36 protein-coding genes, 1 tRNA gene and 1 pseudogene are annotated in these 26,007 nt (G+C 67.4%); 22 read left to right on the top strand and 16 right to left on the bottom strand.

Going from position 1 to position 26,007, the window contains the following annotated elements; translation table 11 throughout:
- Positions 1 to 23: 23 nt before the first annotated feature.
- Positions 24 to 335, top strand: coding sequence for an AAA family ATPase (locus tag CLM62_RS53100; protein WP_373559166.1), 312 nt, complete (start codon positions 24 to 26; stop codon positions 333 to 335).
- Positions 221 to 481 carry a 6-carboxytetrahydropterin synthase gene (locus CLM62_RS20395; protein WP_095751334.1) on the top strand — a complete coding sequence of 87 codons (261 nt, stop codon included), beginning with the start codon at positions 221 to 223 and terminating at the stop codon, positions 479 to 481. Before CLM62_RS53100 ends, CLM62_RS20395 begins: the two co-directional genes overlap by 115 nt.
- A 272-nt stretch (positions 482 to 753) precedes the next feature.
- Here CLM62_RS20395 and CLM62_RS20390 read toward each other — a convergent pair whose 3' ends face one another.
- The 7 genes from CLM62_RS20390 to CLM62_RS20360 all read right to left on the bottom strand — a co-directional run bounded on the left by CLM62_RS20390 (position 754) and on the right by CLM62_RS20360 (position 5,950).
- Complete coding sequence (locus CLM62_RS20390; RefSeq protein ID WP_257003952.1) at positions 754 to 1,659, bottom strand: Crp/Fnr family transcriptional regulator; 906 nt, start codon at positions 1,657 to 1,659, stop codon at positions 754 to 756.
- Positions 1,656 to 2,141 carry a hypothetical protein gene (locus CLM62_RS20385; RefSeq protein ID WP_095751333.1) on the bottom strand — a complete coding sequence of 162 codons (486 nt, stop codon included), beginning with the start codon at positions 2,139 to 2,141 and terminating at the stop codon, positions 1,656 to 1,658. The genes CLM62_RS20390 and CLM62_RS20385 overlap by 4 nt, the downstream gene beginning before the upstream one ends.
- Positions 2,142 to 2,297: 156 nt before the next feature.
- Complete coding sequence (locus tag CLM62_RS20380; RefSeq protein WP_095751332.1) at positions 2,298 to 3,092, bottom strand: class I SAM-dependent methyltransferase; 795 nt, start codon at positions 3,090 to 3,092, stop codon at positions 2,298 to 2,300.
- Complete coding sequence (locus CLM62_RS20375) at positions 3,092 to 4,651, bottom strand: radical SAM protein (RefSeq protein WP_095751331.1); 1,560 nt, start codon at positions 4,649 to 4,651, stop codon at positions 3,092 to 3,094. The genes CLM62_RS20380 and CLM62_RS20375 overlap by 1 nt, the downstream gene beginning before the upstream one ends.
- Positions 4,648 to 4,869: a MauE/DoxX family redox-associated membrane protein gene (locus tag CLM62_RS48825; protein WP_107483814.1), complete on the bottom strand. Its 222-nt coding sequence runs from the start codon at positions 4,867 to 4,869 to the stop codon at positions 4,648 to 4,650. The genes CLM62_RS20375 and CLM62_RS48825 overlap by 4 nt, the downstream gene beginning before the upstream one ends.
- A 203-nt stretch (positions 4,870 to 5,072) precedes the next feature.
- Positions 5,073 to 5,648 (bottom strand): SRPBCC family protein, encoded by a 576-nt coding sequence (locus CLM62_RS20365; protein WP_257003951.1) that lies wholly within the window; start codon positions 5,646 to 5,648, stop codon positions 5,073 to 5,075.
- Positions 5,645 to 5,950, bottom strand: coding sequence for a DUF427 domain-containing protein (locus CLM62_RS20360; protein WP_095751329.1), 306 nt, complete (start codon positions 5,948 to 5,950; stop codon positions 5,645 to 5,647). Before CLM62_RS20360 ends, CLM62_RS20365 begins: the two co-directional genes overlap by 4 nt.
- A gap of 254 nt (positions 5,951 to 6,204) precedes the next feature.
- Between CLM62_RS20360 and CLM62_RS20355 the strand changes: the two genes are divergently transcribed.
- Positions 6,205 to 6,516 carry an alkylmercury lyase gene (locus tag CLM62_RS20355; protein WP_143659120.1) on the top strand — a complete coding sequence of 104 codons (312 nt, stop codon included), beginning with the start codon at positions 6,205 to 6,207 and terminating at the stop codon, positions 6,514 to 6,516.
- 56 nt (positions 6,517 to 6,572) lie between these two features.
- On the opposite strand, the gene CLM62_RS20350 is transcribed toward CLM62_RS20355, so the two are convergent.
- Entirely contained in the window at positions 6,573 to 6,764 is a 192-nt protein-coding gene (locus CLM62_RS20350) for a hypothetical protein (RefSeq protein WP_095751327.1), read from the bottom strand.
- Between the two features lie 738 nt (positions 6,765 to 7,502).
- On the opposite strand from CLM62_RS20350, the gene CLM62_RS49380 reads away from it, so the two are divergent.
- Positions 7,503 to 8,330: a hypothetical protein gene (locus tag CLM62_RS49380; RefSeq protein WP_143659119.1), complete on the top strand. Its 828-nt coding sequence runs from the start codon at positions 7,503 to 7,505 to the stop codon at positions 8,328 to 8,330.
- Complete coding sequence (locus tag CLM62_RS20345) at positions 8,323 to 8,808, top strand: type II toxin-antitoxin system VapC family toxin (RefSeq protein WP_095751326.1); 486 nt, start codon at positions 8,323 to 8,325, stop codon at positions 8,806 to 8,808. The genes CLM62_RS49380 and CLM62_RS20345 overlap by 8 nt, the downstream gene beginning before the upstream one ends.
- A 238-nt stretch (positions 8,809 to 9,046) precedes the next feature.
- On the opposite strand, the gene CLM62_RS20340 is transcribed toward CLM62_RS20345, so the two are convergent.
- A complete protein-coding gene (locus CLM62_RS20340; protein ID WP_095751325.1) occupies positions 9,047 to 9,802 on the bottom strand; it encodes a GntR family transcriptional regulator in 756 nt (251 codons plus the stop codon).
- 78 nt (positions 9,803 to 9,880) lie between these two features.
- Between CLM62_RS20340 and CLM62_RS51630 the strand changes: the two genes are divergently transcribed.
- The 5 genes from CLM62_RS51630 (at position 9,881) to CLM62_RS20310 (ending at position 11,939) form a co-directional block, all read left to right on the top strand.
- Positions 9,881 to 10,159, top strand: coding sequence for a hypothetical protein (locus CLM62_RS51630; RefSeq protein WP_095751324.1), 279 nt, complete (start codon positions 9,881 to 9,883; stop codon positions 10,157 to 10,159).
- A 146-nt stretch (positions 10,160 to 10,305) separates the two neighbouring features.
- Positions 10,306 to 10,476 carry a hypothetical protein gene (locus CLM62_RS51625; protein ID WP_257003950.1) on the top strand — a complete coding sequence of 57 codons (171 nt, stop codon included), beginning with the start codon at positions 10,306 to 10,308 and terminating at the stop codon, positions 10,474 to 10,476.
- 199 nt (positions 10,477 to 10,675) lie between these two features.
- Positions 10,676 to 10,900, top strand: a complete 225-nt coding sequence (locus CLM62_RS20320; RefSeq protein ID WP_095751321.1) for a hypothetical protein — start codon at positions 10,676 to 10,678, stop codon at positions 10,898 to 10,900.
- The gene (locus CLM62_RS20315; RefSeq protein ID WP_095751676.1) at positions 10,900 to 11,640 is read left to right on the top strand and encodes a GntR family transcriptional regulator; all 741 of its coding nucleotides are present in this window, start codon (positions 10,900 to 10,902) and stop codon (positions 11,638 to 11,640) included. The genes CLM62_RS20320 and CLM62_RS20315 overlap by 1 nt, the downstream gene beginning before the upstream one ends.
- Complete coding sequence (locus tag CLM62_RS20310; protein ID WP_095751320.1) at positions 11,637 to 11,939, top strand: hypothetical protein; 303 nt, start codon at positions 11,637 to 11,639, stop codon at positions 11,937 to 11,939. The genes CLM62_RS20315 and CLM62_RS20310 overlap by 4 nt, the downstream gene beginning before the upstream one ends.
- A 931-nt stretch (positions 11,940 to 12,870) precedes the next feature.
- On the opposite strand, the gene CLM62_RS20300 is transcribed toward CLM62_RS20310, so the two are convergent.
- The 4 genes and pseudogenes from CLM62_RS20300 to CLM62_RS20290 all read right to left on the bottom strand — a co-directional run bounded on the left by CLM62_RS20300 (position 12,871) and on the right by CLM62_RS20290 (position 16,342).
- Positions 12,871 to 13,128: a hypothetical protein gene (locus CLM62_RS20300; RefSeq protein WP_095751318.1), complete on the bottom strand. Its 258-nt coding sequence runs from the start codon at positions 13,126 to 13,128 to the stop codon at positions 12,871 to 12,873.
- Positions 13,129 to 13,396: 268 nt separating this feature from the next.
- A complete protein-coding gene (locus CLM62_RS20295) occupies positions 13,397 to 13,906 on the bottom strand; it encodes a hypothetical protein (protein ID WP_257003949.1) in 510 nt (169 codons plus the stop codon).
- Positions 13,907 to 13,930: 24 nt separating this feature from the next.
- Positions 13,931 to 14,113 (bottom strand): annotated as a pseudogene (locus tag CLM62_RS53095) (HNH endonuclease); the annotation flags it as partial.
- A gap of 1,761 nt (positions 14,114 to 15,874) precedes the next feature.
- Positions 15,875 to 16,342, bottom strand: coding sequence for an NUDIX hydrolase (locus CLM62_RS20290; protein ID WP_179382161.1), 468 nt, complete (start codon positions 16,340 to 16,342; stop codon positions 15,875 to 15,877).
- Between the two features lie 18 nt (positions 16,343 to 16,360).
- Between CLM62_RS20290 and CLM62_RS20285 the strand changes: the two genes are divergently transcribed.
- From CLM62_RS20285 to xerC, 12 genes are all read left to right on the top strand, one after another.
- Positions 16,361 to 17,140, top strand: coding sequence for a GntR family transcriptional regulator (locus tag CLM62_RS20285; RefSeq protein ID WP_095751316.1), 780 nt, complete (start codon positions 16,361 to 16,363; stop codon positions 17,138 to 17,140).
- A 139-nt stretch (positions 17,141 to 17,279) separates the two neighbouring features.
- Positions 17,280 to 17,633 carry a hypothetical protein gene (locus tag CLM62_RS20280; RefSeq protein WP_095751315.1) on the top strand — a complete coding sequence of 118 codons (354 nt, stop codon included), beginning with the start codon at positions 17,280 to 17,282 and terminating at the stop codon, positions 17,631 to 17,633.
- A gap of 2 nt (positions 17,634 to 17,635) precedes the next feature.
- The gene (locus tag CLM62_RS20275) at positions 17,636 to 18,991 is read left to right on the top strand and encodes an FtsK/SpoIIIE domain-containing protein (RefSeq protein WP_095751314.1); all 1,356 of its coding nucleotides are present in this window, start codon (positions 17,636 to 17,638) and stop codon (positions 18,989 to 18,991) included.
- Between the two features lie 84 nt (positions 18,992 to 19,075).
- Entirely contained in the window at positions 19,076 to 19,558 is a 483-nt protein-coding gene (locus tag CLM62_RS20270; RefSeq protein ID WP_095751313.1) for a hypothetical protein, read from the top strand.
- A 6-nt stretch (positions 19,559 to 19,564) separates the two neighbouring features.
- Entirely contained in the window at positions 19,565 to 20,236 is a 672-nt protein-coding gene (locus CLM62_RS20265) for a DUF2637 domain-containing protein (protein ID WP_095751312.1), read from the top strand.
- Positions 20,237 to 20,257: 21 nt separating this feature from the next.
- The gene (locus CLM62_RS20260; protein WP_095751311.1) at positions 20,258 to 20,449 is read left to right on the top strand and encodes a mobile element transfer protein; all 192 of its coding nucleotides are present in this window, start codon (positions 20,258 to 20,260) and stop codon (positions 20,447 to 20,449) included.
- Between the two features lie 13 nt (positions 20,450 to 20,462).
- Positions 20,463 to 20,618: a hypothetical protein gene (locus CLM62_RS20255; protein ID WP_095751310.1), complete on the top strand. Its 156-nt coding sequence runs from the start codon at positions 20,463 to 20,465 to the stop codon at positions 20,616 to 20,618.
- Between the two features lie 24 nt (positions 20,619 to 20,642).
- Entirely contained in the window at positions 20,643 to 20,954 is a 312-nt protein-coding gene (locus CLM62_RS20250) for a SpdD-like protein (RefSeq protein ID WP_095751309.1), read from the top strand.
- A 91-nt stretch (positions 20,955 to 21,045) separates the two neighbouring features.
- A complete protein-coding gene (locus CLM62_RS20245; protein ID WP_095751308.1) occupies positions 21,046 to 21,231 on the top strand; it encodes a hypothetical protein in 186 nt (61 codons plus the stop codon).
- Positions 21,224 to 22,603 carry a replication initiator protein RepSA gene (repSA, locus tag CLM62_RS20240; RefSeq protein ID WP_095751307.1) on the top strand — a complete coding sequence of 460 codons (1,380 nt, stop codon included), beginning with the start codon at positions 21,224 to 21,226 and terminating at the stop codon, positions 22,601 to 22,603. The genes CLM62_RS20245 and repSA overlap by 8 nt, the downstream gene beginning before the upstream one ends.
- Positions 22,600 to 22,788: a helix-turn-helix domain-containing protein gene (locus tag CLM62_RS20235; RefSeq protein WP_095751306.1), complete on the top strand. Its 189-nt coding sequence runs from the start codon at positions 22,600 to 22,602 to the stop codon at positions 22,786 to 22,788. Before repSA ends, CLM62_RS20235 begins: the two co-directional genes overlap by 4 nt.
- Positions 22,788 to 23,954: a tyrosine recombinase XerC gene (xerC, locus tag CLM62_RS20230; protein ID WP_095751305.1), complete on the top strand. Its 1,167-nt coding sequence runs from the start codon at positions 22,788 to 22,790 to the stop codon at positions 23,952 to 23,954. The genes CLM62_RS20235 and xerC overlap by 1 nt, the downstream gene beginning before the upstream one ends.
- A gap of 77 nt (positions 23,955 to 24,031) precedes the next feature.
- On the opposite strand, the gene CLM62_RS20225 is transcribed toward xerC, so the two are convergent.
- From CLM62_RS20225 to CLM62_RS20215, 3 genes are all read right to left on the bottom strand, one after another.
- Positions 24,032 to 24,105, bottom strand: a tRNA-Pro gene (locus CLM62_RS20225).
- A 33-nt stretch (positions 24,106 to 24,138) separates the two neighbouring features.
- Complete coding sequence (locus CLM62_RS20220; protein WP_095751304.1) at positions 24,139 to 24,948, bottom strand: Pr6Pr family membrane protein; 810 nt, start codon at positions 24,946 to 24,948, stop codon at positions 24,139 to 24,141.
- Between the two features lie 110 nt (positions 24,949 to 25,058).
- The gene (locus CLM62_RS20215; RefSeq protein WP_095751303.1) at positions 25,059 to 25,985 is read right to left on the bottom strand and encodes a metallophosphoesterase; all 927 of its coding nucleotides are present in this window, start codon (positions 25,983 to 25,985) and stop codon (positions 25,059 to 25,061) included.
- Positions 25,986 to 26,007: the final 22 nt, after the last annotated feature.

The raw sequence follows: 26,007 nt of genomic DNA, 5'->3' as shown, positions 1-26,007 counted from the left end.
CCTTGACGGATGACCGATGACGGATGACGGGGACGGGGGGGGCTGTGGTGCGGACCGGGTTTGTCGACCGCGTGGAGCACATGGACGAGCTGCGCTCGCTGATGGCGGACGTGACCGAAGGGCGCGGTGGCCGGGCGATCGTGGTCGACGGCGTCTCGGGCATGGGCAAGTCGGCGCTGCTGCGGGCGTTCGAGGCAGAGGTCGCCGCTACGTTGTCGTATTGGAGCTGTCCGCCCGCCGTGAGGACCTCACCGAGGCGGGGTTCGTCCGCGACTACCGCGAGCTCGACGACTTCAAGAAATGGCTGGACGACACCCTCGACCACCGTCACCTGAATGAGGCGATGGGGGGTATTTCACCGTCCGCGGAAAACCTGGCCGCATGGATCTTCGACCTCTGGATCGAACGCTTCCCTGAGCTGACAGCGGTCAGGGTGTCGGAGACGCCGAAGACCTGGGCCGCATACCGACCAGGGCGATGAACAACGGCGACATCTTGGCCGACTGCGCTTGCATGACGCGATGCGGCCTTGGGACAGGGCGGCCTGTACGGTCTGCTGCTGGGCATCGCCCGGGTGGCCGAGGTGGCCGAGGTGGCCGAGGTGGCCGAGGTGGCCGAGGTGGCCGAGGTGGTCGAGGTGGTCGAGGTGGTCGGGGTGGTCGGGGCGCTGCTCCTGGCCCGGCTGCGGATATGCTCCGCAGCTGCGTGTCAGCCGGCAGGGAGGTCCTGCTCCGCAGCTGCGTGCCATGGCGGCTATCCGGCTTCGTCGCGCAGGCGGGCCGAGTCGAGGACGGTGATGCGACCGCGGGCCAGCCGGAGCAGGCCGCGGCCGGCGAAGTCGTGCAGGACCTTGGTACAGGTCTCGCGCGAGGTGCCGGCCAGGGCGGCCAACTGCTCGTGGGTGAGGGTGATCTGCGGATGACGAGCACCCGGCCGCAGCTTCCCGGCGGGAGTGTCGGCGCGGGCGGCAAGGGTGGTCAGGGTGGTGGCGACCCGCTGTGGGACCGACTTGAACACGCTGTCGGACAGGCGCTGTTCGAGGTCGGCGAGGCGGCGGCCGAGGATCTCGGTGATGCGGGCGGCGATCCGGGCGTCGGAGAGCAGGAACTTGTGCACGTCGGCGTGGCTCATCACGCACACGGTGACGTCGTCGAGGGCCTCGGCGAAGTTGTCGTACATGCGCTGGCCGAGCAGCGCCATCTCGCCGAAGATCGTGCCGGGGCTGATGATCGCGCAGGTCAGGGCCCGGCCGTCGGCGGAGACGCGGAAGATGCGCACCCGGCCGCGCTTGAGGATGAACAGCACCTCGCTGGGCTGCTGCGGGGAGTGCAGGATCTCCCCGGCGGCGTACGTCTTCATCGGAGCCGCGGTGGCGATGGCCTCCATCTCCGCCTCGGACAGGTCGCGGAAGATGTCCACCTCGGACATGCACCAGGTGCGGTCCGTATCGTCGTCGCGCTCGATCATGCGGTGCGCCTCCTCGCGTCGCCCCGGCGCCCAGGGCGGGGGTGCCGCGCCCCACGGCGGGCCGGCCAGTCCCTCGGTGCCCTCGGCCAGACAGTAGGGCAGGACTCCGTCCGCCGGGGTGCTGCCGCGCTGGGCGGCACCCCGTGACGTGCCGACCGGGCCCTCGGGTGACGCGGGCGGTATCGGCGTCATCGCCCGGCCGGATCGGTCCGCTTGCCCGTCGTCCGGGCGATGCCGGAGTAGGTCAGGCCGGCGAGCAGCCCGAAGACCAGGTGGCCGCCGAGGCTGGAGCTGGTGACGTCGTTCCACTCGAAGACCGGCATGCCCATGTTGGCCGGCATGATCCACAGGGCGCCGACGGTCCACCACACGGCCCCGTAGACCAGTCCGAGCGTGACGGCCGGGACGAGCCTCCGGGCGTACTCGCCCAGCAGGACGCCGAAGCCGATGCCCGCGAAGACGGCGATGCCCAGGTGGATCAGCCAGCCGACGACGGCGTTCGTGGAGCCGAGCAGCCCGGCCACCATGGTGATCATCGCGGTGTCCGCCATCGGCCGCGACACCGACATCCAGATGCCGAACCCGATGCCGCCGACCAGTCCGGCCACCGCGCCCCACACCGCGTGGACCGGGATGACCGCAGTGGTGGGAGATACCCGAAAGGTGGTTGTCATCGCGAGGTCCTCTCCTGCTGTGAGTGAACTGCTTCCTCTCGGTCCCGACGCTAGGAGCGGTGGCATGTTCAGGTATGTGAGCGCGCTTACGTACCGGCCGGTAAGCCGTCGCCGTGGTCAGCGGCGCCTGCAGAAGAGCTACGGCGGCGAGCACGCCTACTCCGCTCGGGACTTCTCCGCGACGAGGAGGCCGTAGCCGAGGACACCGTCGGAAACGGCGGCGCGGGCCGCGTTCAGGACGGCCGGCGCCGCGTCCGTGTCCATGCCGGCGGCGGCGAGCCTGTCGGCAGCGGTCAGCCGGAGCAGGTTCAGCCGCGCTTCGATCTGGTCGATCATGCGCAGCATCGCCTGGTCGTGGCGCTCGGTGCGGAGGGTACGCAGCCCTGCGGCCGCGAGGATCTCGGTGTACTCGGCCAGGGGGCGGGCATCGGCGATGCAGGCGATCCGTGCGGCGAGCGTGGACAGCTCCGCGGGCAGCCGGCCCGGTTCGGCGGTGACGTCGGTGATGCCGACACGGCCGCCGGGCTTGAGGACCCGGGAGAACTCGGCGGCGGCCTTCGCTTTGTCGGGGAAGGTACACAGGGCGCACTCGCAGACCACGGCGTCGAACACGCCGTCCTCGTACGTCAGTTGCTCGGCGTCCCCGGTGGTGAAGGCGACCTGCTCGGCGAGACCCGTGGCCGCGGCGGCGCCCTGGGCGAGTGCGGTGTTGGCCGGGGAGTAGTCCACGCCGTCCACCCGCACGCCGTGGGCGTCGGCGAGGAACAGGGCGGTGGTGCCGCGGCCGGAGGCGACGTCCAGGACCCGGTTCTGTGGGGTCAGCCCGAGGGCGTCGGCGAGGCGGCGGGTGAGGGTGATGCCGCCGGGATGGTAGGAGTCGCCGAGGAGCAGGGCGACAACGTCGGAGGAGTACGCCGCCGCGCAGCATGCTTTGAGGTCGTCGTCGGCCATCATGAGCTCCCTTCGATGCGTGCGGTCTTGGAGCCGTACGGGGTGTCGGTGAGGCGGCCGGCGAGGGGCAGGGCGTTGGGGGCGACGTCGGCGACCGGGACGCCGGACATCGCCGCGCGGATCTGCTCGCGGTAGCCGACGGAGTTGTACGCGCAGAACGGGATGAGTCGGCCGTCCGGGGTGATCTCCTCGACGCAGCACTTCATCAGCTGCTTGACGTTGAGGGTGTAGGGGTCCTGGAAGTCCTGTACGACGATCATGAACGCCTTGTCGTTCAGGTCCTTCACCGCTTCGGGCAGGTCGACGCCGCACGTGTCCGCGCAATTGAGGGCCTCGGCGGTGGCCCGCAGCTTCTCCTCGGTCGTGGCGGTGCCCATGAACGCGGACGCCGACCAGAGTTTCTCCAGCGCCTCGCGGATACCGGCGTCGGGCAGGACGCGGTTGGTGACGTAGTCGAGGTGGTCCTCCACGTTCAGCAGGCGTGGGATGGGGACGACGGTGCGGTTGCCGGGTTCCCCGTCCACGAGGAGGTAGGTGACGGCGCGGCAGGTGGGGAAGCAGCAGGGCACGGGGAAGAAGTCGCCCTTCTGGAACCAGCCCGGCAGCTGCTCACTGATCAGGCGGATCACGTCGGGATTGGTGAGCCGCTGGAGCGGATCGAACTCCACGTGCCGCCCGGAGTGCGTGACCGGCTGGAACGACACCGAGCGCACGGCCGGGTGGTCGATGCCGTACTCGATGATGGCGCCCAACTCGTGCTCGTTCAGACCGCGTTCGACGGCGCCGACCAGCGTGACGGTCAGTCCTGCCTCGGCGCAGTTGTCCAGCGCCCGCTGTTTGAGGGCACGAAGGTCCCGGCCGCGGATCTCCCGGTGGGTGCGCTCGTCGAAGCCGTCGAACTGCAGGTAGACGTTCACCGAGCGGCCGGGTGTCTGGTTGCGCTTGCCGAGTTCGGCGACGAAGCGGGGGTCGGTGGCCAGGCGGATTCCGTTGGTGTTGAGGGTGACGTTCCTGATCGGTCGGGCCTGGGCGAGGTCGATGAAGTCGAGGATGTGCTTGTGGATGGTGGGCTCTCCGCCGGAGAACATCACCACCTCGGCCTCGCCCTCGGAGGCCACGAAGGTGTCGAGCATGGTCGCGCACTGCTCATGGGTGATGGAGTAGCCGTCGGGCTGGTGGCCGGAGTCGGCGAAGCAGATCGGGCAGTCCAGGTTGCAGCCGGTGTTGACCTCGATGATGCCCAGGCAGGCGTGCTGCTTGTGCTCCGGGCACAGCCCGCAGTCACTGGGGCAGCCGTCCTTCACCTCGGTCTGCAAGGTGAGCGGGATCGTGCCGGGCTTGTTGAACCGTGACGAGGACAGATATTCCTCGGCGTCCCCGTAGACCAGCGCCTCGAACTCGCCGTGCTCGCGGCAGCGTTTACGCAGATAGACCTTGTTCTCGCGGATGTTGACCTGCGCGTCGATCGGGGTCTTGCACATCGGGCAGATCGACTTGGTGAACTCAATGAAGACCTCGTCCCGGTCCACCTTGCGGCGGGGCGTCGGCGCCTGGGTCATCGAAGAACTCCTTTACCGTAGGGGCGGTCGCATCGGTCAGTGAGGAACCAGATGCCGCACACCAGCTCCCCGGCGATCAGCACGACCGCCGGCACGGTCGCGGCGGCACCGTGCACCAGGCCGTACGCGCCGAGGATGGCCGACATCTCATCCATGGATGCGAGCTGACCGATCCCCATCGCCGTGTAGATCGCGCCCAGCACGAGCCGTAGCACCATGCCCACGACGCTACGGCCGTGCGGCGGCCAGGAACTGTAAGCGCGCTCACCGAACCTGCCGGTCGTCGACGGCGGTCGGTCCGCCGCTCGCGGGGTGCACCCGGGATACGGCCTGGCCAGCATGTCGCAGACAACTTCCGCCTACGGTGACCGCCACTCTCGCCTCACTCGGGCCCAGCCGACGTCCTGACGGCCCGCATCGGTCAGCGCCGGGCCCTGCGCTCCGCCTCCTCCTTGACCGCGGCGAGCGATCCGGCGACAGTCGCCTCCCAGCGGGCGGCCACCATCCGACCCCACCAGGCCCCGACCCGCCACAGATCAGTGCCCAACTCTCCCCCGTACACCAGTCGCGTCCCCGACTCGTGCTCGCTCAGCACGAACGACTCGGTCACCTGCGGCACCGGGCCACGGACCAGCCGGAAGTCGATGCGCTCGGGCCGGGTGAAGCGCACCGTCTCCAGGGTGACCGCGGTCAGCCGCCCGCCCGCGACGGGGGTGAAGTGCTCGGCCAGCACCAAGTCAGTGCCGCGCTCCAACACATGCAGCTTCTCCCGCATCGCGCGCGAGGTGCGGCCCAGATACGGCTGGGCCACCACGTCGAAGACCACCTCCCGGGGTGCCGCGATGTCCACGGTCTGCGGCCCCAGCGGGCGGACGCGCCGCCCCACACCCACGTCGACGGGTAGGGCCCCGGTCACCAGCCCCAAGTAGGCGGCGGCCAGCCCGCCGCCCGCGCCCGCGGTCCATGCGGCGATCCGCGCCAGGCGGGCGCCGGTCACCGGTGACCCTCCGGCACCACTTCTTCGACCGTGACGCCGTTCCAGAAGGCGACGTGGTTCTTGATCCGCCTGACGAGCGGGCTGGGATGCGGGTAGTACCAGGCGGCGTTCGCGTTGACCTGGTCGTCAACGGTGATCGTGTAGTAGCGGGCGAGCCCCTTCCAGAAGCACAGCGACCGCGCCCGGCTCGCCGTGAAGTACGCGCGGTCGAGCGACTCGGGCGGGAAATAGTGGTTGCCTTCCACCACGACGGTGCGCTCCGCCTGGGCGAGTACCGCCCCGTGCCACACAGCGCGCATCATGAGCGTCCACCTCCGGGCAGGCGGGGAGTGTTCATATACGCGACGTTAGCGCGGCAGCTCCGGCCCCTTCGGTGATCCCGCTTACAGTGCGGCGCTGGTGCCGGGAGTGCGGCTCCACAGCCGGAACTCGTCGACGTACGACGCCATGCACGACACCGTCACCGGCTCGGTGACCGCGCTCACGGTTTCCCGCACCCGAGGAGATCTACCGTGGCCGGTAGGAGGCCACCCCAGGAACAGTGAAGGGGAAGACCATGGAACTCGTCGTGCTCGCGGTGCCCGACTGTCCGAACGCCCCCACGATGCTTCGGCGCCTGGAGCAGGTGCTGCCCCACGAGGCCGCCCCGGTGGACGTCCGAGTGATCACCAACGACGAGGAGGCGGCCCGGACTGGCATGCACGGTTCCCCGACCCTTCTGATCAACGGCAACGACCCCTTCGCCCCACCGGACGCCGACGCCGGCGTCTCGTGCCGGATCTACCGCGACGCCGACGGACGCACCAGCGGCGCCCCCAGCATCGAACAACTCGCAGACGCCTTGAAGCGCGCCGGCCGGGGTGAATGAGGACTCCTCCGGCACGACAGGGGCCATGCTGGAAACGACCGGCAGCAACAGGGTGCTCAGTCCCGGAGGTAGGGCCGGTGCCAGTGGCGTTCACTGAGGACCTTGGTCCACTCGGCGGCGAGCCGTTCCCGCCTGTCGTCAGGCAGGTCGTCCAAGGTGGGGCGGAGTCCCTCGATGATCTTTGCTATCTCCTCAGGGTCGCGCCGGACGGGCAGACCGAGGTGGTGGGCGATCGTGCGGAGCGTCATGGTGGGTCATCTCATTCCAGGATGTTTCGCGGACTGCGCTCCCCACCCACCTGCGTTCATGCAGGTCGAGCACAGCGCTCACATATCCATACTGCGCGCGATTACGCCCACCGAGGTCTGATCCGCCTCGCACACGGACGCGCCACTGTCCTCGACCCCGCCCGACTCAAGGACGCCGCGGGCTGACGTCCCCTGCCGCGAAGCGCAGATGCCGAGTTCTTTGGGCGTTCGAACAGTGGGAGCTGGGGAGCCGTTTCGGAGCCACATCTCGAAGTCGGCTCCCAAATGGCCCGCAAAACGGCCCCCGGAACCCCTCAGGGGCCCGACCCGCACTGCGGATCAGGCCCCTGACCTGGTACTTCACTGTCGGGGTGGCGGGATTTGAACCCACGACCTCTTCGTCCCGAAGCAACTTGGGTGTGCGGTCGACCTTGGGCTGGTGTGCCTCTCACCTGCTGCGATGGTCCGCAGGTGTCCGTGCTTGTCTGCCGCTGTGCGTGGGCGTTGTCACGCAACTAGACACTCACCGTGGCTGCACCCCAGGCATTGCTTGGCGTGCCGCACTGCCTCCCCGGGTAGTAACTGATCGTGTAACGATTGAGTCACTTCGGTGATCAAGGGTGGAGCGCTTCGAACCAAAGCTCCGTAGCGTCGACCACCTGCAAGTGACAGCACGCACAACGCGTCTGTCACACCCTGGTGCGACGATGGGACTAGACGCAGGAGAGGGGTGTAGCCGTGACCATTGCTGTCCGCGACGATAGCGCTCTTGAGGTGCGCATCGCCCCCACATCATCTCGCCTTGACCTCAAGACTTATACACAGATTCTTGGCGAGGTGAGGTTGTCTCTTGAGGAAGTCGACCGAACCGCTCTGCCTGTGCGTAGCCCACGTCTTCGTTGGGCAATTAAAGATATGAAGATGGAAAGGGACGTTCGGATTATCCTCGTCCCGGCCATGGTGCCTGCCAAGCGGTCTCAGCAGTCAATTGCGGCTCCGCTTAATGGCTTCGTCGATGGTGTGGAATTGCTTTCCGGGTCGCCGAAGATTCCACCATTCTTCAGCGAGCGAACCGTTGCCCGGGTGGGGCATATTGGGAAACATATCAGGCCAGGCGGGATTGAGCAGGTCGCGGTTACCAGCTTGAATGGCGATCGCCACACGGCCGTTGTTGATGAAGGAACCGTAAGTAATGCTACGCAAGCCGTCCTTCCAGCTAAGAGCGCATTTTCTAGTGTGACGGGAACGCTAGACGTTCTGAGTCACAGCAGAGGTAGTTCACCTAGGGCTCTGATTCGTGATCCTCGAACCCGTCATGCCGTTCGCGTGGTCGCCCATAGTGATCACAGTGAGATATTGCGAAATGCGTGGGGTCGCCGCGTGATTGCTTCCGGTGTCCTGCAGAGGAATACGGAAGGGCAGGCTGTCTCACTTCAGATGACTGACCTTGAAGTCCTTCCTGAACACCGGGGCCCCATGGACCCGGCCGACATCCTTGGCATCAACCCTCGGATAACGGGTGACCTCAGTACGGCTGAATACCTGAAGCAGGTGAGAAGTGCCTGAGCCCTTGGTGTACGTTGATGCGGATATCTTCTTCAACGTAATAAAGAAGGAGAAGGGCTTGTGGCCTAATTCCTACAAGGTTCTCCGAGCTGCTCATAGGGGGGATATTCAGATTGTCGCCTCCACTCTACTGCTGGTCGAATTAAATGGCCGAAAAGGTGACGTCGACCCGGATGAGCGAGACCGCGTCGTGGATGAATACTTGGAGCGTCTCGAAATACAATGGGTCGAGGTTGACATTCTGATTGCCAGGGAAGTTCGCCAGCTTGCCGCAGATTACAAGCTCAGGGGTCCGGATGCCACCCACCTTGCCACGGCTGTTCGAATGAAAGCCGACTACTTCGTTTCGAGGGATAAGGCATTCCCGTATGGGGAGACGGTTGGGATAACCCACATCACGGCTCCCCGGGAACTCTGGAACCCAACTACGGATGACGTAGAGATTGACGCTTTGGCCGCTGCAGAGATTGGCGCCTAAAGCTCATGAACTTGAACGTGCGACGTAGGTCGGCGGAGCGGCTTTGGGCTGGAGCTGCTTTGGGGCGAGTGATCGTGGCCCCGTAAGCTTCCGGCGCGTCGGGCAGTCTGTGGACCTGCCCGTTAAAGCACGGCGTTGGGGCCATGATCTTCCAGGCTCGCGTCAAAGTGGCTGCGTAAAGCCGTGGAGCCGACCGCCCCAGCCGCAGAGGGGCTCTCTCATTTCATGCCCGAGCTCGCTAGCGACTGATCGGGATCTCATAGACGATTTCGCAGTGGGCGGCGGGCACCACGATGTCCGCCGTCTCCACGGGCCGCCCCTGGTCGCTGTAGTACGTCCGGCGGATGTGCGTGACCAGAGCGGCCTTCTGGATGCCGAGAAGTGACGCCTCCTCGGCTGTCGCCTGCCGTGGCTCGGGCTGCTCCACGGCGTGGCTGACGTTGATGCCGATCTCGGCCATGCGGTTCACGACGCCCGCTCCGGCGTGCGGCCCTCCCTCGGGGAGGACGATGAGAGTGCCGGCCGTGAGGTCGTACGGCTCCCAACTCGTCGACAACTGCACCGGCCTGCCGTCGGCGAGGAACTCGTACGCGGTACGAACGCATAGGTCGCCCTCGGCGATACCAAGACGCGCCGCGATCTCCGTCGGCGCCGGGACCTTGGCGTCGGTCCGGCTTTCCCAATCCCCCTGCCTGCCCACCGCCTTCATGTCCGCGCGGAACGGGGACCCGTCGGGCTGCTCGCGCGCCGATGAACGTACAACTCGTACCCGCTGCCGGGGCTCGGCGACATACGTACCGGAACCGGCGCGGCCCTCCAGCACGCCCTGGGAGATCAGCAGTTCCTGTGCCCGGCGCACCACGTTCTCGCCCACGCCGCACTCCTGGCCGATCTGGGCACGGGAGGGAAGACGGTCCCCCGGCTCCCACACGTGCTCCGCGATCCGCCGCCGGAGTTCGCTGGCGATGCGGAGATAGGGCGGCTGCTCAGGCATATGGAAAATCTAGTCCACTAGCTCTAATCTAGTTAACTAGCTTCACTTGAAGTGATCGCCGGTGACGGAGGCTGCCCTGTGCCCGCTTCGGGAGTTAGCGCGGCGGCCATCGCTGCCCGGTTATCGGCCGTCGGGCTCCCCACGCGCGTGGAGGAGCACACCCGACACACGACGGTCGAAGCGGAGGTGCCGGAATCGCTCTCCGCCGAGTCATGGCGGGAGGCCCTGGAAGCGGTGGCCGAGGCCGATCAATTCGGGCTTCTCGCCACCTGCTTGAACGGCCGCACCCTCTGGGCGGTCGTACGCAAAGCGGTCCCCACGACGGGCGATGTCGGGGGACCGAGCCATCAGCGATAAGGAGCTGAGCAGCGTTGCTCAACCGTATCCGTCGTGCCGTCTCGCTCACCAGAGAGCGGCACCGCCCCAAGGGCAGGCACCGCTGCCCCTTAACCTCCTTCCGGCCGACAGCTGCCTTGGCACCCCCTGCGGTTACCGACACGTCGATGACCGCCCAGGGATGGCACCCGGACCGCGCGGACTTGCGCGCGGGTGAGGACATCGCGCTCGTCCGCCCGTACGTGCTGGCCTGGGAGAAGCGCGTACGGCAGCGCTCGTTGGTCGTAGCTCGCCATCTGCCGGCTGAAGCCTGGTCCGCCCTCGCGGGGGTCCGCTGATGCCTCCTCGCCAACGGCCTCGCATCACGCACGCTGAGGCCGCTTCCTACCGATCGACCTCATGCCGGATCGGCACGCACCATGCCTGCGCGGAGTCCTCCCCGGTCGCGGCGCCGATCGACATTCCGGTGATCTACGAGACATGCGATTGCCCCTGCCACTCGGCATTCGACGAGTCCGCGCTTGCGGAGGTGAATCGGTGAGGGGACGAGCACCCAGCGGCGCGCTGGTATCCACCGTTGAGATCACCTCGACCACCGTGCAGTGCGGCGACGTCATACAGGTTGGCGGCCAGGCGTGCCGGGTGAGCAACCTCTTCCAATTGCCCCACGGGGCCAAGCGACTCCTGTTCGAGTCGGGTGAGTTGCTGACCATGCACACGCGGACCCGGCTCGTCGCCGTGCGGATGCTGAGAAGGCGGTGATGGAGTCCGTGCCTTCTCGCCATCACAGCATTGCCGACGACCTCCGGCACCAGATCACGACCGGCCGCATCAAGGCTGGCGAACGCCTTCCCTCGGAGACCCAGCTAGCAGGCCAATACAGGGTCAGCACGCCGACGCTGCGAAATGCTCTTGCAGTGCTTCAGAGGGAAGGCCTCGTCGAGAAGATCCACGGCAAGGGGAACTTCGTTCGTCGTCCCCTCCGCAAGATCACATACGTCGGCGGATGGGGCACGTTGGACCCGTGGACCGCTGGTGACGCGGCTCTGCGCGTCACTGTCCGCACCACCGCGATCCGGGCGTGCGGACATCTGACAGCCCTGTTGAGGGTGCCGAACGGTACCCCACTGACCGAGTTCCTCTGCATCAGCCACGAGGGAGAGTCGCCGCACAGCCTGGCTCGCCTCTACGTCCCCCGGGACCTGACGCCGACTTCAGCGCTCGGCGACGGAACCTCAAGCGAGGGGATAGGCACGAGGTTCGCCATGCTGAGCCCCCCGCCGTCCGAGTTCCGGGAGACGGTATGCGCCCGCCTCCCGACGCCGGACGAAGCCTCGACCCTCCGGATCAGCTCCGCCGTGGCGGTTCTCGCGATCACACGCGTCGCCGCCGACAGCGCTGGGCGGGTCGTCGAGGCCGCGCTTCTGGTGTTCCCAGGCGACCGCGTCGACGCGGTCTTCACCACCCACCACGTGATCGAGGAGAGGCAGACACAAGGATGACAGCCCGAAACGAACTAAGGCTTCTCCCGTGGTCGGGCCCGGAGGGCAAGCCCTGCTATCTCAGCACCGACGACCGCGCAGGCTACATGTCCCGCCTGGCGGACGACATGGAAGCGATCCAACTCGGGATGGCGGCCGAACTGCTGGAGCAAGCACTAGAGGTACTCGGCGACGAGGATGCGGAGCCGGGGGAGCTGCGCCCTCTGGCGACGAAGCTGACCGAAGCCTTGCAGGACGTGCTCCGTGTCGCGACCAGCCGCGGGCACCTCTTGACGGTGAGCGAACCTGACTGCTCCTGAAGGGCAATCAGAGGCCGCGACTGGTAGCGCTGAGCTTCGCTTCGCAGTAGCGCACTCATGGGGGGGAGGGAGCCTCGGTCAGGGACCGGGGCTTCTCTCTCAGTCAAGCCAAGCCGGTCCGGATCGACGGCAGTGCCCTCAGCTTGGGGAGCTGCGATTATTTGGGGCCCGTTCGGGTGCTGACCTGGGCGAATGGCCAGGACGGGGGCCAGGACGGGGTCATGTCGGACTGGGCCGCTTACATCGCGATTCCCGCTGTTTTCCGCTTGATCTGGTGTGCTTCTGGTGCGGCAACCCAGGGGGTATCACGATCGTCTCTGACTGCAGATCTGCAATTGATCAAGTTCGCCTGAACTTGTTGGGTTTCGGGCGGGCGGATACTCTTCCCGTGGCGGTACTGGACCGATTGCACGCCCCCGGTAGCCGATGAGCGCGGGGGCCTATTGTCGGCCCAGCATTGCTGAGGGTCGTGGCTGCTTAGAGCAGCACGGTCCTCGCTGAGTCTTGCGGCATCGGCACGGAGCTCAGTTTGACCACATCAACTGTGGTCGAGCTGAGCCCTGCCCTGCCTCGGTTCGACCACCGACATACGGAAGGTCGGCTGTGGCAGTCTTCGGTTTGCTTACGCTCGTCCTCTTGGGTCTATCGGGCCTGATCTTGTTGGCTTTGCGTCTCACCCAGGACTTTCTGGATCGTCTGCCGAGTTGGCTTAAGTCTCTTGAGCGTGCGCACAAGGCTGTACACAACTACCGGGAGATCAAGCACAAGTGGAGCGCAACGTCGCCGAACGAGTCCGAGCCCGAGCCCGAGTAGCGAATCTGCGACACCCGCTTTAGGACTTCGATCCAGAGCTGACCTTGGCGGGGTGGCGTGGCACCGCTGCGGCCGGAACAGGAGTGCTCGTGTACGCCCCCGTCCGGCGTCGTTGATGTCAGCCGTGGATGTCAGCCGCGTGGCGCTGCCGGGCCGTCAAGCGCTTGAGTCGGCGGTTCCTCTGCCCGGCTGCTTGCTGCTGAGCTCTTACGATCTTTACGGTCTGCGGGTCGCTGATGAGGTCGTAGTCATAGAGAAGAAGCTCATCGTCGTCTTCGGCAATGAGCTCGCGCAGGGCCGCGATGTGGCGCTTGGGATTGACCAGGCAGCGCTTCGACTCCATCCAGCAGCCGCGCCCGCCGTCATCTTCGGTCATGTGGGGACCGTAGCTCACCTCTGGAACAGGAGGGAGTGTCTTGCCTGACCAAACGCGCACGGCTCCGGAGGGGCCTTCACTCCCAGGAAAAGCAGCTAGTCAGAGCCTCATGGGCACCTTGTTAGGGCGGTTCCGTCCACAGATAGTCCACGGTGCGCCGACCACAGCCTTAGGAGTTCGATCAAAGAGTGGTGCTGGCACCCAGTCTGCCGCCGCGATGGCCAGGCCGGGCTGCTCGTTGCAGGTCCCCATCCCGGCGCCGTTAATGTCAGGAGGGGTCTCGTCGCGCGCTCTGCGTCGCCGCTGTATCAGCGTCTTCCGTTTCCAGGATGCCAACCTCTTCGCACACTGCAAGATGCAAATTAATCGACGCCTCCGAAAGCTCATCAACGATGTCCCGCTTAGCCAGCTTCCGGGGTGCGGGGAACTCGCTATCGAAGAGTTCGTCAACCCAATCTGCTATGTGATAGAAGATTGCGCCCGCGATTGCTTCGGCGTAGGTCCCTTTCCAGCTGGAATTAAAATCCAGCCCCGAAATTAGCGCATCCGCGAACCTTTCATTGGCTTCCTTCTCGGTGCTTGCAATTTCCTCTGCAGTGGAGCGGCGCTTAGACTTCGCCACACCGAGTGCCTGAGCGCTGCGCACCCACGTGCCGACCTTCATCCGAAAATCTTGGTATGCGGCGATCCGCATGATCTGATTGCCGTTTTCGCTAACGCTGAGCGAAAGAAGGGGGTTCAGGTTTGCCTTGTATTGCCGCATGGCCTTGCGGTCCAACTGATTGTGCGGATCATCGAATCGCGTATGGCATGTAGGGCATAAGGCGATCAAATTCTTGAATTCATGCTTCTTCGCTTTGGACCAAGGGACTATGTGTGCGACTTCCACTGGCGTGGCTCGGCAAGTGGGAATTGCGCAACGATGGCCAGCCTCAAGGAGGACGCGGCGTCGTAGCTCACGTGGGATGGCAGGTCGCTCGCTCATGACGGCATGCTAATGACTGGCACCGACAGTGGCACCGTGGTTCGCGCGCGGATGCCGCATGAGGTCGACGAAGTCTCAATGACCGAGTCAAGCCGACGGGGCGCCGTCCATGAGCTAAGAACGGCGCCCCTGGCGGACCTTGCGTCGAGCTGCCTCTCGATGCGAACTACGGGCAGGGCGGCCGGTGAGGTCTCCAGCCTTGCTTCAAAGGACTTCGAGGGTTCTTGGCTGTCACATGCGGTCGGGGCGGTTGCTGTACTTCGCTGCTGTACCGCCACAAGCCGCCAGCAGCCCGATCACCGCCACCGCGTCAGCGTACGCACTGGCGATTTGCCCAACCGGAGCCCAGGCAATCAGCACTAGAACGATCACGGCAATTACCCACGGTCGTGGCATCGGGTTTGACAGCCCCCACGGGGCAACAGTCACACTCACGGTGAGCCTCCAAGGCTTCGCGCCCGCTTCATCGCACATGCCTAGGAACCTGTTCGGTGGAGCGGGCATCTGTTTCAACGCCCAGGACCGTAGCAATGGACAAGCCACCTCCGCGGCTTCACCGATACACGATCAGTCACATTGAGTGTTGACTATAGTACACATGATTACTCTAAGTAGCCTCTAGTGGTGACAATTGTCCACTCCAGCAGCTCGACCGCCTTGCCTAAGCCTCTGAGCAGGCTGGTTCTCGGCTCGCCCGCGCATGTCGCCGCCTGCCCTTGCCTGCCGTAGCTCTGCGTACCTGGCCGGTTTCTGTCGATGCTGGCGGAGTCTCAATGGGAGCGCCATGCATGCCGAGGCTCTCAGTAGCCGAAGAAGTGACGGGGCGGGTCCCTGACCTGCGGCCGTGTAATCGATCAACGCTGCGACCTGTGGCTTAGCTGTCGGTGGTTGTCAGCGTTGGTCGTCGTTGAGCACCCTTCGGCGGCCCAGAGACGGCCCGAACCGTGATCGTCACTGCTACGCTGTCGGCCTCGTCAGTTGAGGCTAGGGGCGGGAGCTTGGGGTTCGATTCCCCTTGCAGCCCTCCTCATGCTCGTCTCGGTCGCAGTCGTTGCCCGGTTCATCATTCTGGTCCTAGAAAACAACATGCCAGGAACTCAAGGGTCCGCTTCGAGTCGAGAGGAGAACAATCATGAGTAATGCGCGAAAGTCTGTAGTGGCCGTATTGCAAGTGGCCGGGGCGGTCGCGGAGGAATCTGCAGCTGGTCTGCTGCTCCTCGCCTGAGCTGACGAACTGAGGTCCTGACGCCATCAAGGTGTTCAGGGCCTTTTTGCTGGCCGGAGTGATCATGGCCTCTTAAGCTTCCGGCGCGTCGGGTCCGGCGGCCGGGATGCGGTCTGTTCCTCCCACTGAGCTGCCCCAGCTCCCATCCCGTCCGCCGTCGACCCACACGCATGTGGAGCGGGCGTGGTCCATGGCGTCCAGGTGGAGCGCGCCACTGTACGAACGACCTGGACGCCATGGGCCGCGTCTGCTCGGCTTCGCCTGGGTCGACGGTGGACGGGATGGGAGCCCTTCACGCAACCACCCGCGGGCCCGCACCCGACAGCGGCGCCCCCTCCCCCCCGGTGCCGGAGCGCCCCCGCCGGAGGCATCGTCTTTGGCCCGCACCTGGCCGCGGGCTTCCTGCCCCTTCGGCCCGCATACACGTAGCGCGCCGCGTGGCGCGGCCAGCCGGTGGCGGAGACATGGAGGCGGGCCGCGCCTGGAGCGGCGCGCGCCCGCGCCGTGCGCGGGCCTTGAATGAAGTAGGGAAAGTTCTACCGCGCTGAGATCAGGTGCTTGCCGTCGTGGCTCCGCACGTGCGGGCCGTTGTGGTCCAGGGCGTCCAGGAGTCGGATCGCGTAGACCTCGGCCATGCGCTCGCTGACCTCTTCGGGCGTGAGCCAGTCGACGGCGGTTGATTCGCTGGACGTGCGCTCGTGGCCGCCGGACGGCTTGCAGCGGAAGACCAGGGCGACGATGCCTCTGGTGGTGTTCTTGTAGACGCCGGTGAGTTCATCCACCTCGACGTGGATGCCCGTCTCCTCCAGGACCTCGCGGGCTACGCCGGTCTCGGGTGCCTCGTTGAGTTCGAGTACGCCGCCAGGCAGTTCCCAAGTGCCGTTATCGGCGCGGCGGATGGCCAGGAGGCGCCCGTCTTCGCGCACCACTACCCCGGCCACGGACACCGAGTGCAGTGGTGGTGTTGAGGTTGCTTCCCGTGATGTACTCATGTACAGGAGCATAGGAGAAAGAGAAGGACTATGGGAACCGCGGTAGGAGGTGAGCGGTCCGTACCTCGGTACGTGCAGATCGCTGACGAGATCGTGCAGCAGATCAGGGCGGGTGTCCTCAAGCCTGGTGAGATGGTGCCGAGTGAGTCGGAGCTCGTCGAGCGCTACGGAGTCTCGGGCGGCACGATTCGCAAGGCCATGGTGGAGGTGCGCGCGAGCGGGCTTGTCGAGACGCGGCACGGTAAGGGCTCGATCGTGAAGGATCGGCCGCCGGTACGGCATCGCTCCTCCGATCGCTTCCGGCGCTCGCACCGCAGGGGCGGCAAGGCCGCTTACCTCGCCGAGTCCGCGCAGTCCGGCGCCACCGCCAAGGTGAGCGTCCTCTACATCGGCCCCATGCCCGCACCCAACGACATCGCCGAGCGGTTGGATGTACCCGCCGGCACTCAGGTGCTCGCGCGGCGTCGCCTCTACTTCCGCAACGGCACCCCCGTGGAGACCGCGACCTCGTACCTGCCGTGGGACGTGGTGAAGGACATCCCCGAACTGTTCGCCGAGAACCCCGGCGGCGGTGGCATCTACGCCCGACTCGAAGACCACGGGCACGAGTTCGCCGAGTACGTCGAGACGCTGCAAGCGCGCCCGGCCTCCAAGGCGGAGGCGTCGGAACTGGCGCTGAGCCCCGGCTCTCCGGTGGTTCACCTGATCCGGGATGCCGTGACGACAGAAGGCCGTGTGGTGGAGGTCTGCGACACCCTCATGGCCGCTGATCAGTTCGTTTTCGAGTACCGGATCCCCGCCGCCGACTGACGCGCGCTCAACTCCCCTCAGCCCGTCGCGAGTTCTTCTTCGCGTCGGGTTGACTCATGTACAGGAGTCATGCACTCTTCTTCATGTCACTCATATACATGAGTGACGGAGTCCAGCCTCTATAGAGGAGTGATCTGCTGTGCGTCAGATTCCCGTCGACACCACCAACGCGACCGTGATGGTCGCCAAGGCTCCGCAGCCGAAGGTCAAGGACCGCCGGACCGGCGAGATCGCCACCGACAAGGACGGCGTGACCCTGATGACCGTGGAGGTCATGTTCTCCACGCCGGAGGAGGTGGAGATCCTCAAGCTCACCGTTCCGCAGCCCGGTGTCTCCGAGGACCTGGTCATGGGGACCCCGGTCGCCCTGACGGGCCTGGTCGCCTCGGCGTGGGAGAACGAGTTCAACGGGCAGAAGCGGCACGGGATCGCGTTCCGCGCGGTCGCTGTGACCTCGCTGGCCGCCGGTGCGTCGAAGCCCAAGGCGGCCTGACCATGACCTGGTTCACGGTCGCGCTGCTGCTGGTCGTCGCCACTGCGGGTCTCCTGCGGTGGCGGCGCCCCGCCTGGTACTGGCTGAGCTTCGGTGTCACGCTCTCCGCCGTTCGGGTGCTGGTCCGCTACGCCTCCGTGATGGACGCCTGCGGGCTGACCGTCCCTCCCTCGCGCTGGCGCCTGGCCCTGGCCCGGGCGACCAACCGGCCCGCGCCGGACTCCCGTGTGCCGCGCATCCTGCGGCTGCGGCCCACCCGGACCGGCCTGGTCCTGAGGATCAAGCTCCGCCCCGGACAGGACGCGTTCGACGTCTCGGCAGCAACGGACCGGCTGCGCCACTCCTTCGGGATGTACGGCGTCACTTCCCGCGAACTGCGGTCCGGTGTCGTGGAGTTGAGGATGACCGGCTACGACGTCCTCAAGCCGGTGCAGATGCCCGCCAAGACCAACCAGGCGCCTATGCGCATCCCGGTCGCGCTCCGTGAAGACGGCGCGATCCACTACCGCGACTACCGCGCCGTTCCGCACGGGCTCACGCTCGGCGCCACGGAGTCCGGCAAATCCGTCTACCAGCGCAACCTCGTCGCCGGGCTCGCCCCGCACAACGTGGCCCTGGTCGGCATCGACTGCAAGCAGGGCGTGGAACTCTTCCCCCTCGCGCGCCGGTTCTCCGCGCTGGCCGACAACCCGGACACCGCGCTCGAACTCCTCGACGCGCTCGTGACGCACATGGAGGACGTCTACCAGCTCATCCGCGCTCAGCAGCGCATCAGCGTGAGCGTCCCGGACGCTCAGATCGCCGCCGACATCTGGGACCTGCCCGCCGACCTGCGCCCGGTGCCCGTCGTGGTCCTGGTCGACGAGGTCGCCGAACTCGCCCTGTTCGCCACCAAGGACGAGGAAAAACGCCGGGACCGCATCATCACCGCCCTGGTCCGCCTCGCCCAGCTCGGCCGCGCCGCCGGAATCTACCTGGAGATCTGCGGGCAGCGTTTCGGCTCCGAACTCGGCAAGGGCATCACCATGCTCCGAGCCCAGCTCACCGGCCGCACCGCACACCGCGTCAACGACGAACCCTCGGCGAACATGGCCTTCGGCGACATCGCCCCGGACGCCGTCCTGGCCGCGATCCAGATCCCCACCGACACCCCCGGCATCGCCATCACCGGCGACTCCTCGGGCGGCTGGTCCCGCATCCGCGCCCCGCACACCTCACTGCGCCAGGCCGTGAACCTCTGCAACAAGCACGCCGACCGCACCCCGGACCTGCCCGCCCTGGAAGCCTTCCGGCCCGCGGTCGCGCCGCTGCCCTCGGCCCGCGTGCCGCTGTCCAAGACAGCACCCGCCACCGCCTGACCTTCCCTCACTCCTCAGTTGGCGCGACCGCCTTCGCGCCACGTCCCTACCCCCTCCATGCCTCACGACAGGAAGGAGCGCCCCATGTTCTGCGAACACTGCGGCGACGTCGACGGCAACGAGATCGGCATCGACCACGACGAACGCGACTGCCCCTGGTACGACACCGACGACGGCGCCGTCACGATCGACGCTGTCGAGCTGGCCGACACCCTCCAGGCCGTGGCCGACGGCTCCCCGGCCACGCGGGCCGCGACCGGACTCCTCATCGACCACGGCCTGTGGATCAAGCGGCTGGCCGAACGGCCCGACCTGCTGCTGATCGACGACTCCGGCACCGACCCGGAGCCGTACGGCATCGACTGGCCCAAGGTCGTCGAGGCCCTGGCCGCCAACGACCTGCCCGCCTCCAGCGGGGAACTGAGCATCCTGGCCATCGCCGCATCGCTGGCCGACCCCGCCGCCCGCATCCCGCTCGGCGACGCGGTCAGCGGCCTGGACACGACCAACCTCGACCGGGTCCTGACCGCCATCGCCCAGGCCAACGGCCGCCCGCTGGCGAGGTGACCGGTCATGGCCGCGCGACTGCGCATCGATGCCGTCCTGATCCAGGCCGTCATCGCCGGGGCGCTGTCCTTCGCCCACCTGCACGACCTGGCCGCCGCTGCCGGACAGGACGGCTGGAAGGCTTGGGCCTACCCCATCTCGGTCGACCTGCTGCTGGTCGCCGCCTGGCGACGGCTGCGCTCGGACGGCCCCTCGCGGCTGGCCTGGTCCTGGTTCCTGATCGCCCTGGTCGCCTCGCTCGGCGCCAACGTCGCCACCGCCGGACTCCTCGACCTGAACCAGGTTCCGGCCTGGCTGCGCATCCTGGTCGCCGCCTGGCCCGCGATCGCCTTCATGGGCGGCACCCTCCTTGCCCACTCGCCTGGGGACCGGGTGCCGGATCCGCCGGCACCCGCAGCCCCCACCCCCATGCCCGAACCGGCTGCCGAACAGGCGGAGTTGGACGCCTCCCCGGCGCCCGAGGTCGAAGAAGCTCCGGCACTTCCCGCCGCTGAGCCCGTCCCATCTCCGCCCACGGTTCCGGCTCCGCCGGTCCCGGCCGCGCTGGTCGACCACGCTCGCAAGGTCGCCGACGACCACCACGCCCGTACCGGGACCCGGATCGATGTCGACACCCTGCGCGCCCGGCTCGGTGTCCCGTCCCACCTCGCCGACGCCATCGCCGCTCAACTCACCTAACCCGAAGGGAGATTCACCGTCATGCCTGCCCGTGACCACTTCCACTCCGTGATGCGGATCGGACCGGTGCAGATCGGCACCCACCGCGACCGCAACGGCCAGACCAAGCACGCCGCCGTGTGCACCGCCGACCGGTGCGGCTGGTCCGCCGACTTCTCCAGTTCCTCGGCCGCCCAGCTGGCCGCCCGCACCCACCGCTGCAAGGTCCGCTAGGAGGTCACCAACCGTGGACGTCCCGCTCTGGCTCGCCCTGCTCGTCGTCGGCTACCTCGGCGTCAAGCTCATCCGCCCGCCCTGGTGGCTCATCGCCGTGCTCCTCCTCGGCGGCTACCTCCTCGCCGACAGCGTGTTCGCCCCGCTCATCGACTCCACCGTCAAGTAGCCCGCACTAGAAGGGAGTTCCACCATGTTCCGCCCCAAGGTCCCGACCAACCCGATGCCGACTAGCGTCGTCGCCCCGCCCGCCGTCGTCGAGCCGGGCGCCGTCGTCCAGCCCACTCCGGCGCCCGCGCCCGTCGCCCCGGCACCCGCCCGGCCCACGATCCAGCTCACCCCCGGCGCTCTGGTCGCTCTCGTCGGTGGCGGCACGGCCGTGGTCCTGGTCGTCGGCGCCGTCCTGGTCTCCATGCTCCTGGCGGTCGCTATCACCGGCGCCTCGCTCGCCATCTGCGCCCTGGTGATCCGCTCGCTCGTCAACGCCGACGCGCACCGCCGCTGACCGGCCCCCGGGCGGCCTCGATACCGCCAAGCATCCGCCGCCCGGGAGCCGTGCCCCTGTCCGAACCACAGATCCGGAAGGAACTCCCAGCATGAACGACCGCACCACATCGCCGCCCCGCATCTGCCCGAACTGCGACGGCTTCGCCTCAGCCGCCATCACCACCGGCGGCCGTGACCGGCATGGCCACCTGCGCACCGTCACCGCCGACTGCTTCGTCTGCCACGGCACCGGAACCGCCCGCCGCACGCCAGTTCGGGAGGGCGCCCGTGCCTGAGCAGCTGCTCGACCCGACCACCCTCGGCGACCTGCTGAGGGTGGCTTCGGCCGCCGACTACGACCGCTGGCACGAGCAGATCCGCCGCACCGGCGGCTGCGCCGACCCCATCCACCTCACCGGCTGGACGCTCACCAAGGACAAGACCACCGGCCAGACCCTGCACCACTACAGCACCGAGTCCGAGCCTGGCGGACGGCTCCGCGTCGCCTGCGGCAACCGCCGCGCCTCCCGCTGCCCGGCCTGCGCCTGGACGTACGCGGGCGACACCTACCACCTCATCCGCGCGGGCCTGGCCGGAGACGACCGGCGCGACATCCCCGCCACCGTCCGCGATCACCCGCGTGTCTTCGCCACCCTCACCGCCCCCTCCTTCGGCCCGGTCCACAACCGGCCCGATCGTGGCATCTGCCGGTGCGGTACCGGCCACGCCTCGGATGACCCGGCCCTCGGCACGGCGCTCGATGCGGCTACGTACGACTACGCGGGCGCCGTCCTGTTCAACAACCATGCCGGGCAGCTGTGGCAGCGCTTCACCAACCGGCTCCGCCGCGAGATCGCTGCCCGCGCGGGCCTGACCCAGCGGGAACTGAAGGAAGTCGCACGGCTGTCGTACGGCAAGGTCGCCGAGTTCCAAAAGCGCGGCGCCGTGCACTTCCACGCCGTGATCCGCATCGACGGCCCCGAGGGACCTGACACCCCGTCGCCGTCCTGGGCGACCGTCGACCTCCTCGGCGACGCGATCCGCGCCGCCGCCGCGCACTCCTACACCTCGGTCTCCGTCCCGGCCGCCGACGACCAGCCCGCCCGCACCTTCCGCTGGGGCACCCAGCTCGACGTCCGCCCGGTCAAGGCCTTCGGCGACGGCTCCGACATCACCGAACAGGCCGTGGCCTCCTACGTCGCCAAGTACGCCACCAAAGCCGCCGAGAACACCGGCACTCTCGACCGCCGCATCGGCGAACTCTCCGAACTCGACCGCCACCAGGTCCCCGACCACACTCGCCAACTCATCAAGGCCTGCAAGGAACTCGACCCCCTGTACCCGGACCGCCGCCTGTGGGCCTGGGCTCACATGCTCGGTTTCCGCGGCCACTTCTCCTCCAAGTCCCGCCGCTACTCGACCACCCTCGGCGAACTGCGCCAGGCCCGCGCCGACTTCCGCGCCGCACAGGAACGCGAAGCCCTCGGCCTGGAGGACCGCGAACCGGACACCGTGCTCGTCCTCGCCGACTGGCAGTACGCCGGACACGGCCACACCCCCGGAGAATCCGCCCTCGCCGCCACCGTCGCCCGCGATCTCCAGCTCAACCGCGAAACCGCCCGCGAAGCCCTGCACGACCAACTCGCACAGGAAGGAGCTGCAGCATGACCACCGCCACCCCAGAACTGCTGACCGTGTCGGAGGTCATGGCGCGGCTCAAGGTCGGACGCTCCAAGGTCTACGACCTGATCCGTACTCACCGGCTGGCCTCCATCAAGATCGATGGCGCTCGCCGGATACCTACCGACGCCGTACGCGACTTCATCCAGAACCAGTTGGAGGAAGCCGCCTGATGACCAAGCGACGCAGCCGTGGTGACGGTGGGCTCCACTGGGACGAGAAGCGACAGCGTTGGATCGCCACGGCCAATCTCGGCTTCGATCCGAGCGGCAAGCGCATCGTCCGGCGGGGGAGTGGCAGAACGAAGACGGAGGCAAAGAACAAGCTCAAAGAGGTGCTACGCGACTATGAAGACGGCCTCGCGATCGCTCCGACGGGCTACACCGTCGCCGACGCCGTGAACGACTGGCTTGCGTACGGCCTGGCGGGCCGCGACCTCGGCACGGTTGAGAACTGCACGATCCTGAGCCGGAACCACGTGATCCCGGCTCTCGGCGCCCGGAAGCTTCGGGATCTGAGCGCGGAAGACGTGGACCGCTGGCTCGCGGCCAAGGCCAAGACGCTCAGCACGCGCACCCTCCAGGCGATCCACTCCTGTCTGAACCGTTCGGTCAAGCGGGCCATGGCGCGGGACAAGGTCAAGCGCAACGTGGTGGAGCTGTGCTCCGTGCCGCAGGGGCAGATGGGCCGTCCCTCCAAGGCGCTCACCTTCGCCCAGGCCGAGGCGGTGCTCAAGGCGGCCGAAGGGACTTCGATGCACGCGTACATCGTTGTAGCCCTGCTGACCGGTGCCCGTACGGAGGAGCTGCGAGCCCTCACCTGGGACCACGTCTTCCTGAAGGGCCAGCCGGACGCCGACCCACCACAGCTTCCGCACATCGCGGTGTGGCGCTCGGTCCGGCGCGGTGGGGACACCAAGACCCGGAAGTCCCGGCGCACGCTCGCTCTGCCGGCACGTTGCGTCGATGTGCTCTGGGAGCAGTTCGAAGACCAGGGCTGGGATCGGCTCGCCGCTGGCGACAAGTGGGAGGAACACGGGCTGGTCTTCTCGTCGGCCGTGGGCAAGCCGCTCGACGCGACCAACGTCCGGCGGGCCTTCCGCCAGGCGCTCAAGGACGCCGAGGGGATAAACGCCGACGAGTGGACGCCTCGGGAGCTCCGGCACAGCTTCGTGTCCCTGCTCTCTGACCGTGGCGTGCCCCTGGAGGAGATCTCCCGACTCGTCGGCCACTCTGGCACGGCCGTGACCGAGGAGGTCTACCGGAAGCAAATCCGGCCCGTGATCCAGACCGGTGCCGTGGTCATGGACGGCATCTTCAAGCGGGGGCCAGAGCGGTAGTCACGCAGATAGACACGCACACGAAACAGGTCCCCGGACTACTCACGTGAGTAGTCCGGGGACCTGGTGTTTCTCTGTCGGGGTGGCGGGATTTGAACCCACGACCTCTTCGTCCCGAACGAAGCGCGCTGCCAAGCTGCGCCACACCCCGATGTCGCTGCTCGTCGCGGCGACGTCGTTTACTTTAGCCCACTGGTGGCTGCAGACGAAATCCGGTTTTCGCGCGGTGGCGGACGGTGTTCGGGCGGGTGTGGTCGAGGCCGACCAGGAGGATGGCCAGGGCGTAGCAGGAGAGGCCGAGGAGGAGGGCGTTGCCGAGGACGGTCTTGTAGCCGTGCAGGCCTGCGTCCAGGAAGGGGTAGAGGTAGCGGCCCGGCGTGCCGGGGAGGAGCAGTTCGCCTCGGGCGAGGGAGAAGGCCAGGTAGGTGAGGGGGTAGAGCAGCCAGGTGGCGGCTTGGCGCAGGTGCAGGCGGCCGGGGGTGGTCAGGAGCAGCCAGTCCAGGAGCGCCGCCGTGGGGATGGCGGTGTGGAGGAGGTGGTTGGTCAGTGTGTGCCAGCCCGTCGGGGCGGTCGGGTCGGTCGGCACAGTGCCTGCCGTGGAGCCCGCTGTCGAGAACGGGGCCGCTCCGTTCGCCAGGAGCAGGTGGTACACCAAGGCCGCGATCACGACATAGAGGAGCGTCGCGCCCGTCACTGCGGACGGCAGGGGGCGGCGGGCCGTCCAGGCTCGGCGGGCCGAGAAGGTGAAGACCAGCGCCAGCAGGATGGTGCTCTGGATCGTGAAGTGGCCCAGCACCTGGGTCGGGCTGCCGAGGAGCAGGTCGATCGTCACCGCCGCGGCCGCGGTCAGGGCGACCAGCAGGCGGTAGACGGCGGCCAGGGGGCGGCGTACGGGGGCCACCACCGCCGTGGCGGGGACGGGCGAGGGCAGCAGCGCGGGCACGCACGGGATGGCGGGCAGGTCCGGGATGTCCCTGGGTATCGGGGCGGTCATGCCCTCACGCTAAGCAGGGTGGACAAAAGGGGCGATACGGGTGGGCCGTGCGGGTTAACCGACTTGATCGACTTGATCGAAATTAATCGAACGGATCGCCCAGGGGGCGGCTACTCCCGGCCCACCAACGTCAGCAGCGTCGCCTCCGGCGGGCACGCGAACCGTACCGGCGTGTAGCGGTTCGTGCCGCAGCCCGCCGAGACGTGCAGGTATGCCGTACGGCCCTCCGCCCGGTGTGTGGACAGGCCCTTCACACGGTCCGTGTCCAGGTCGCAGTTGGTGACGAAGGCGCCGTAGAAGGGGAGGCAGAGCTGGCCGCCGTGGGTGTGGCCGGCCAGGACCAGGGGGTAGCCGTCGGCCGTGAAGGCGTCCAGGACCCGGATGTAGGGGGCGTGGACGAGAGCCATCGAGAAGTCGGCGTCCGTCGACGGGCCGCCCGCCACCTGCGCGTAGCGGTCCCGCTTGATGTGGGGGTCGTCCAGGCCCGTCAGCTCGATCGAGGCGCCCTCGATCTTCAGCGTCCCCCGCGTGTTCGTCAGGTTCAGCCAGCCCGCCGCGTCGAAGCCGTCGCGCAGGTCCTCCCAGGGATTGTGGATCGCGCCGACGACGGGCGCGTTGCCGTTCAGGCCGTGGCGGCCCTGGGCCTTCTCGACCAAGTACAGGGCGGGGTTGCGGAGTTTGGGGCCGTAGTAGTCGTTGGAGCCGAAGACGTAGGCGCCCGGGAACTCCATCAGCGGGCCGAGGGCGTCCAGGACCTCCGGGACGCCCTCCGGGTCGGAGAGGTTGTCGCCCGTGTTGATCACGAGGTCGGGGCGCAGGCCGGCCAGCGAGCGCAGCCAGCGCTGCTTCTTGCGCTGGCCGCCGACCATGTGGATGTCGGAGACCTGGAGCACGCGCAGGGGGCGCATCCCGGCCGGGAGGACGGGGACCGTCACCCGTCGGAGGCGGAAGGAGCGGGCCTCGAAACCCGCCGCGTACACCAGACCGGCGGCGCCGGCCGCCGCAAGGGACAGAGGTACTCCGTATCGCGCGCGCATACGCCCATCGTGTCAGACCCTG

Origin of the sequence: Streptomyces sp. SA15, from assembly GCF_002291145.1 — a bacterium.
GTDB lineage: Bacteria > Actinomycetota > Actinomycetes > Streptomycetales > Streptomycetaceae > Streptomyces.
The sequence above is the reverse complement of the archived record's forward strand: the minus strand, read 5'-3'. Positions and strand labels throughout refer to the sequence as shown.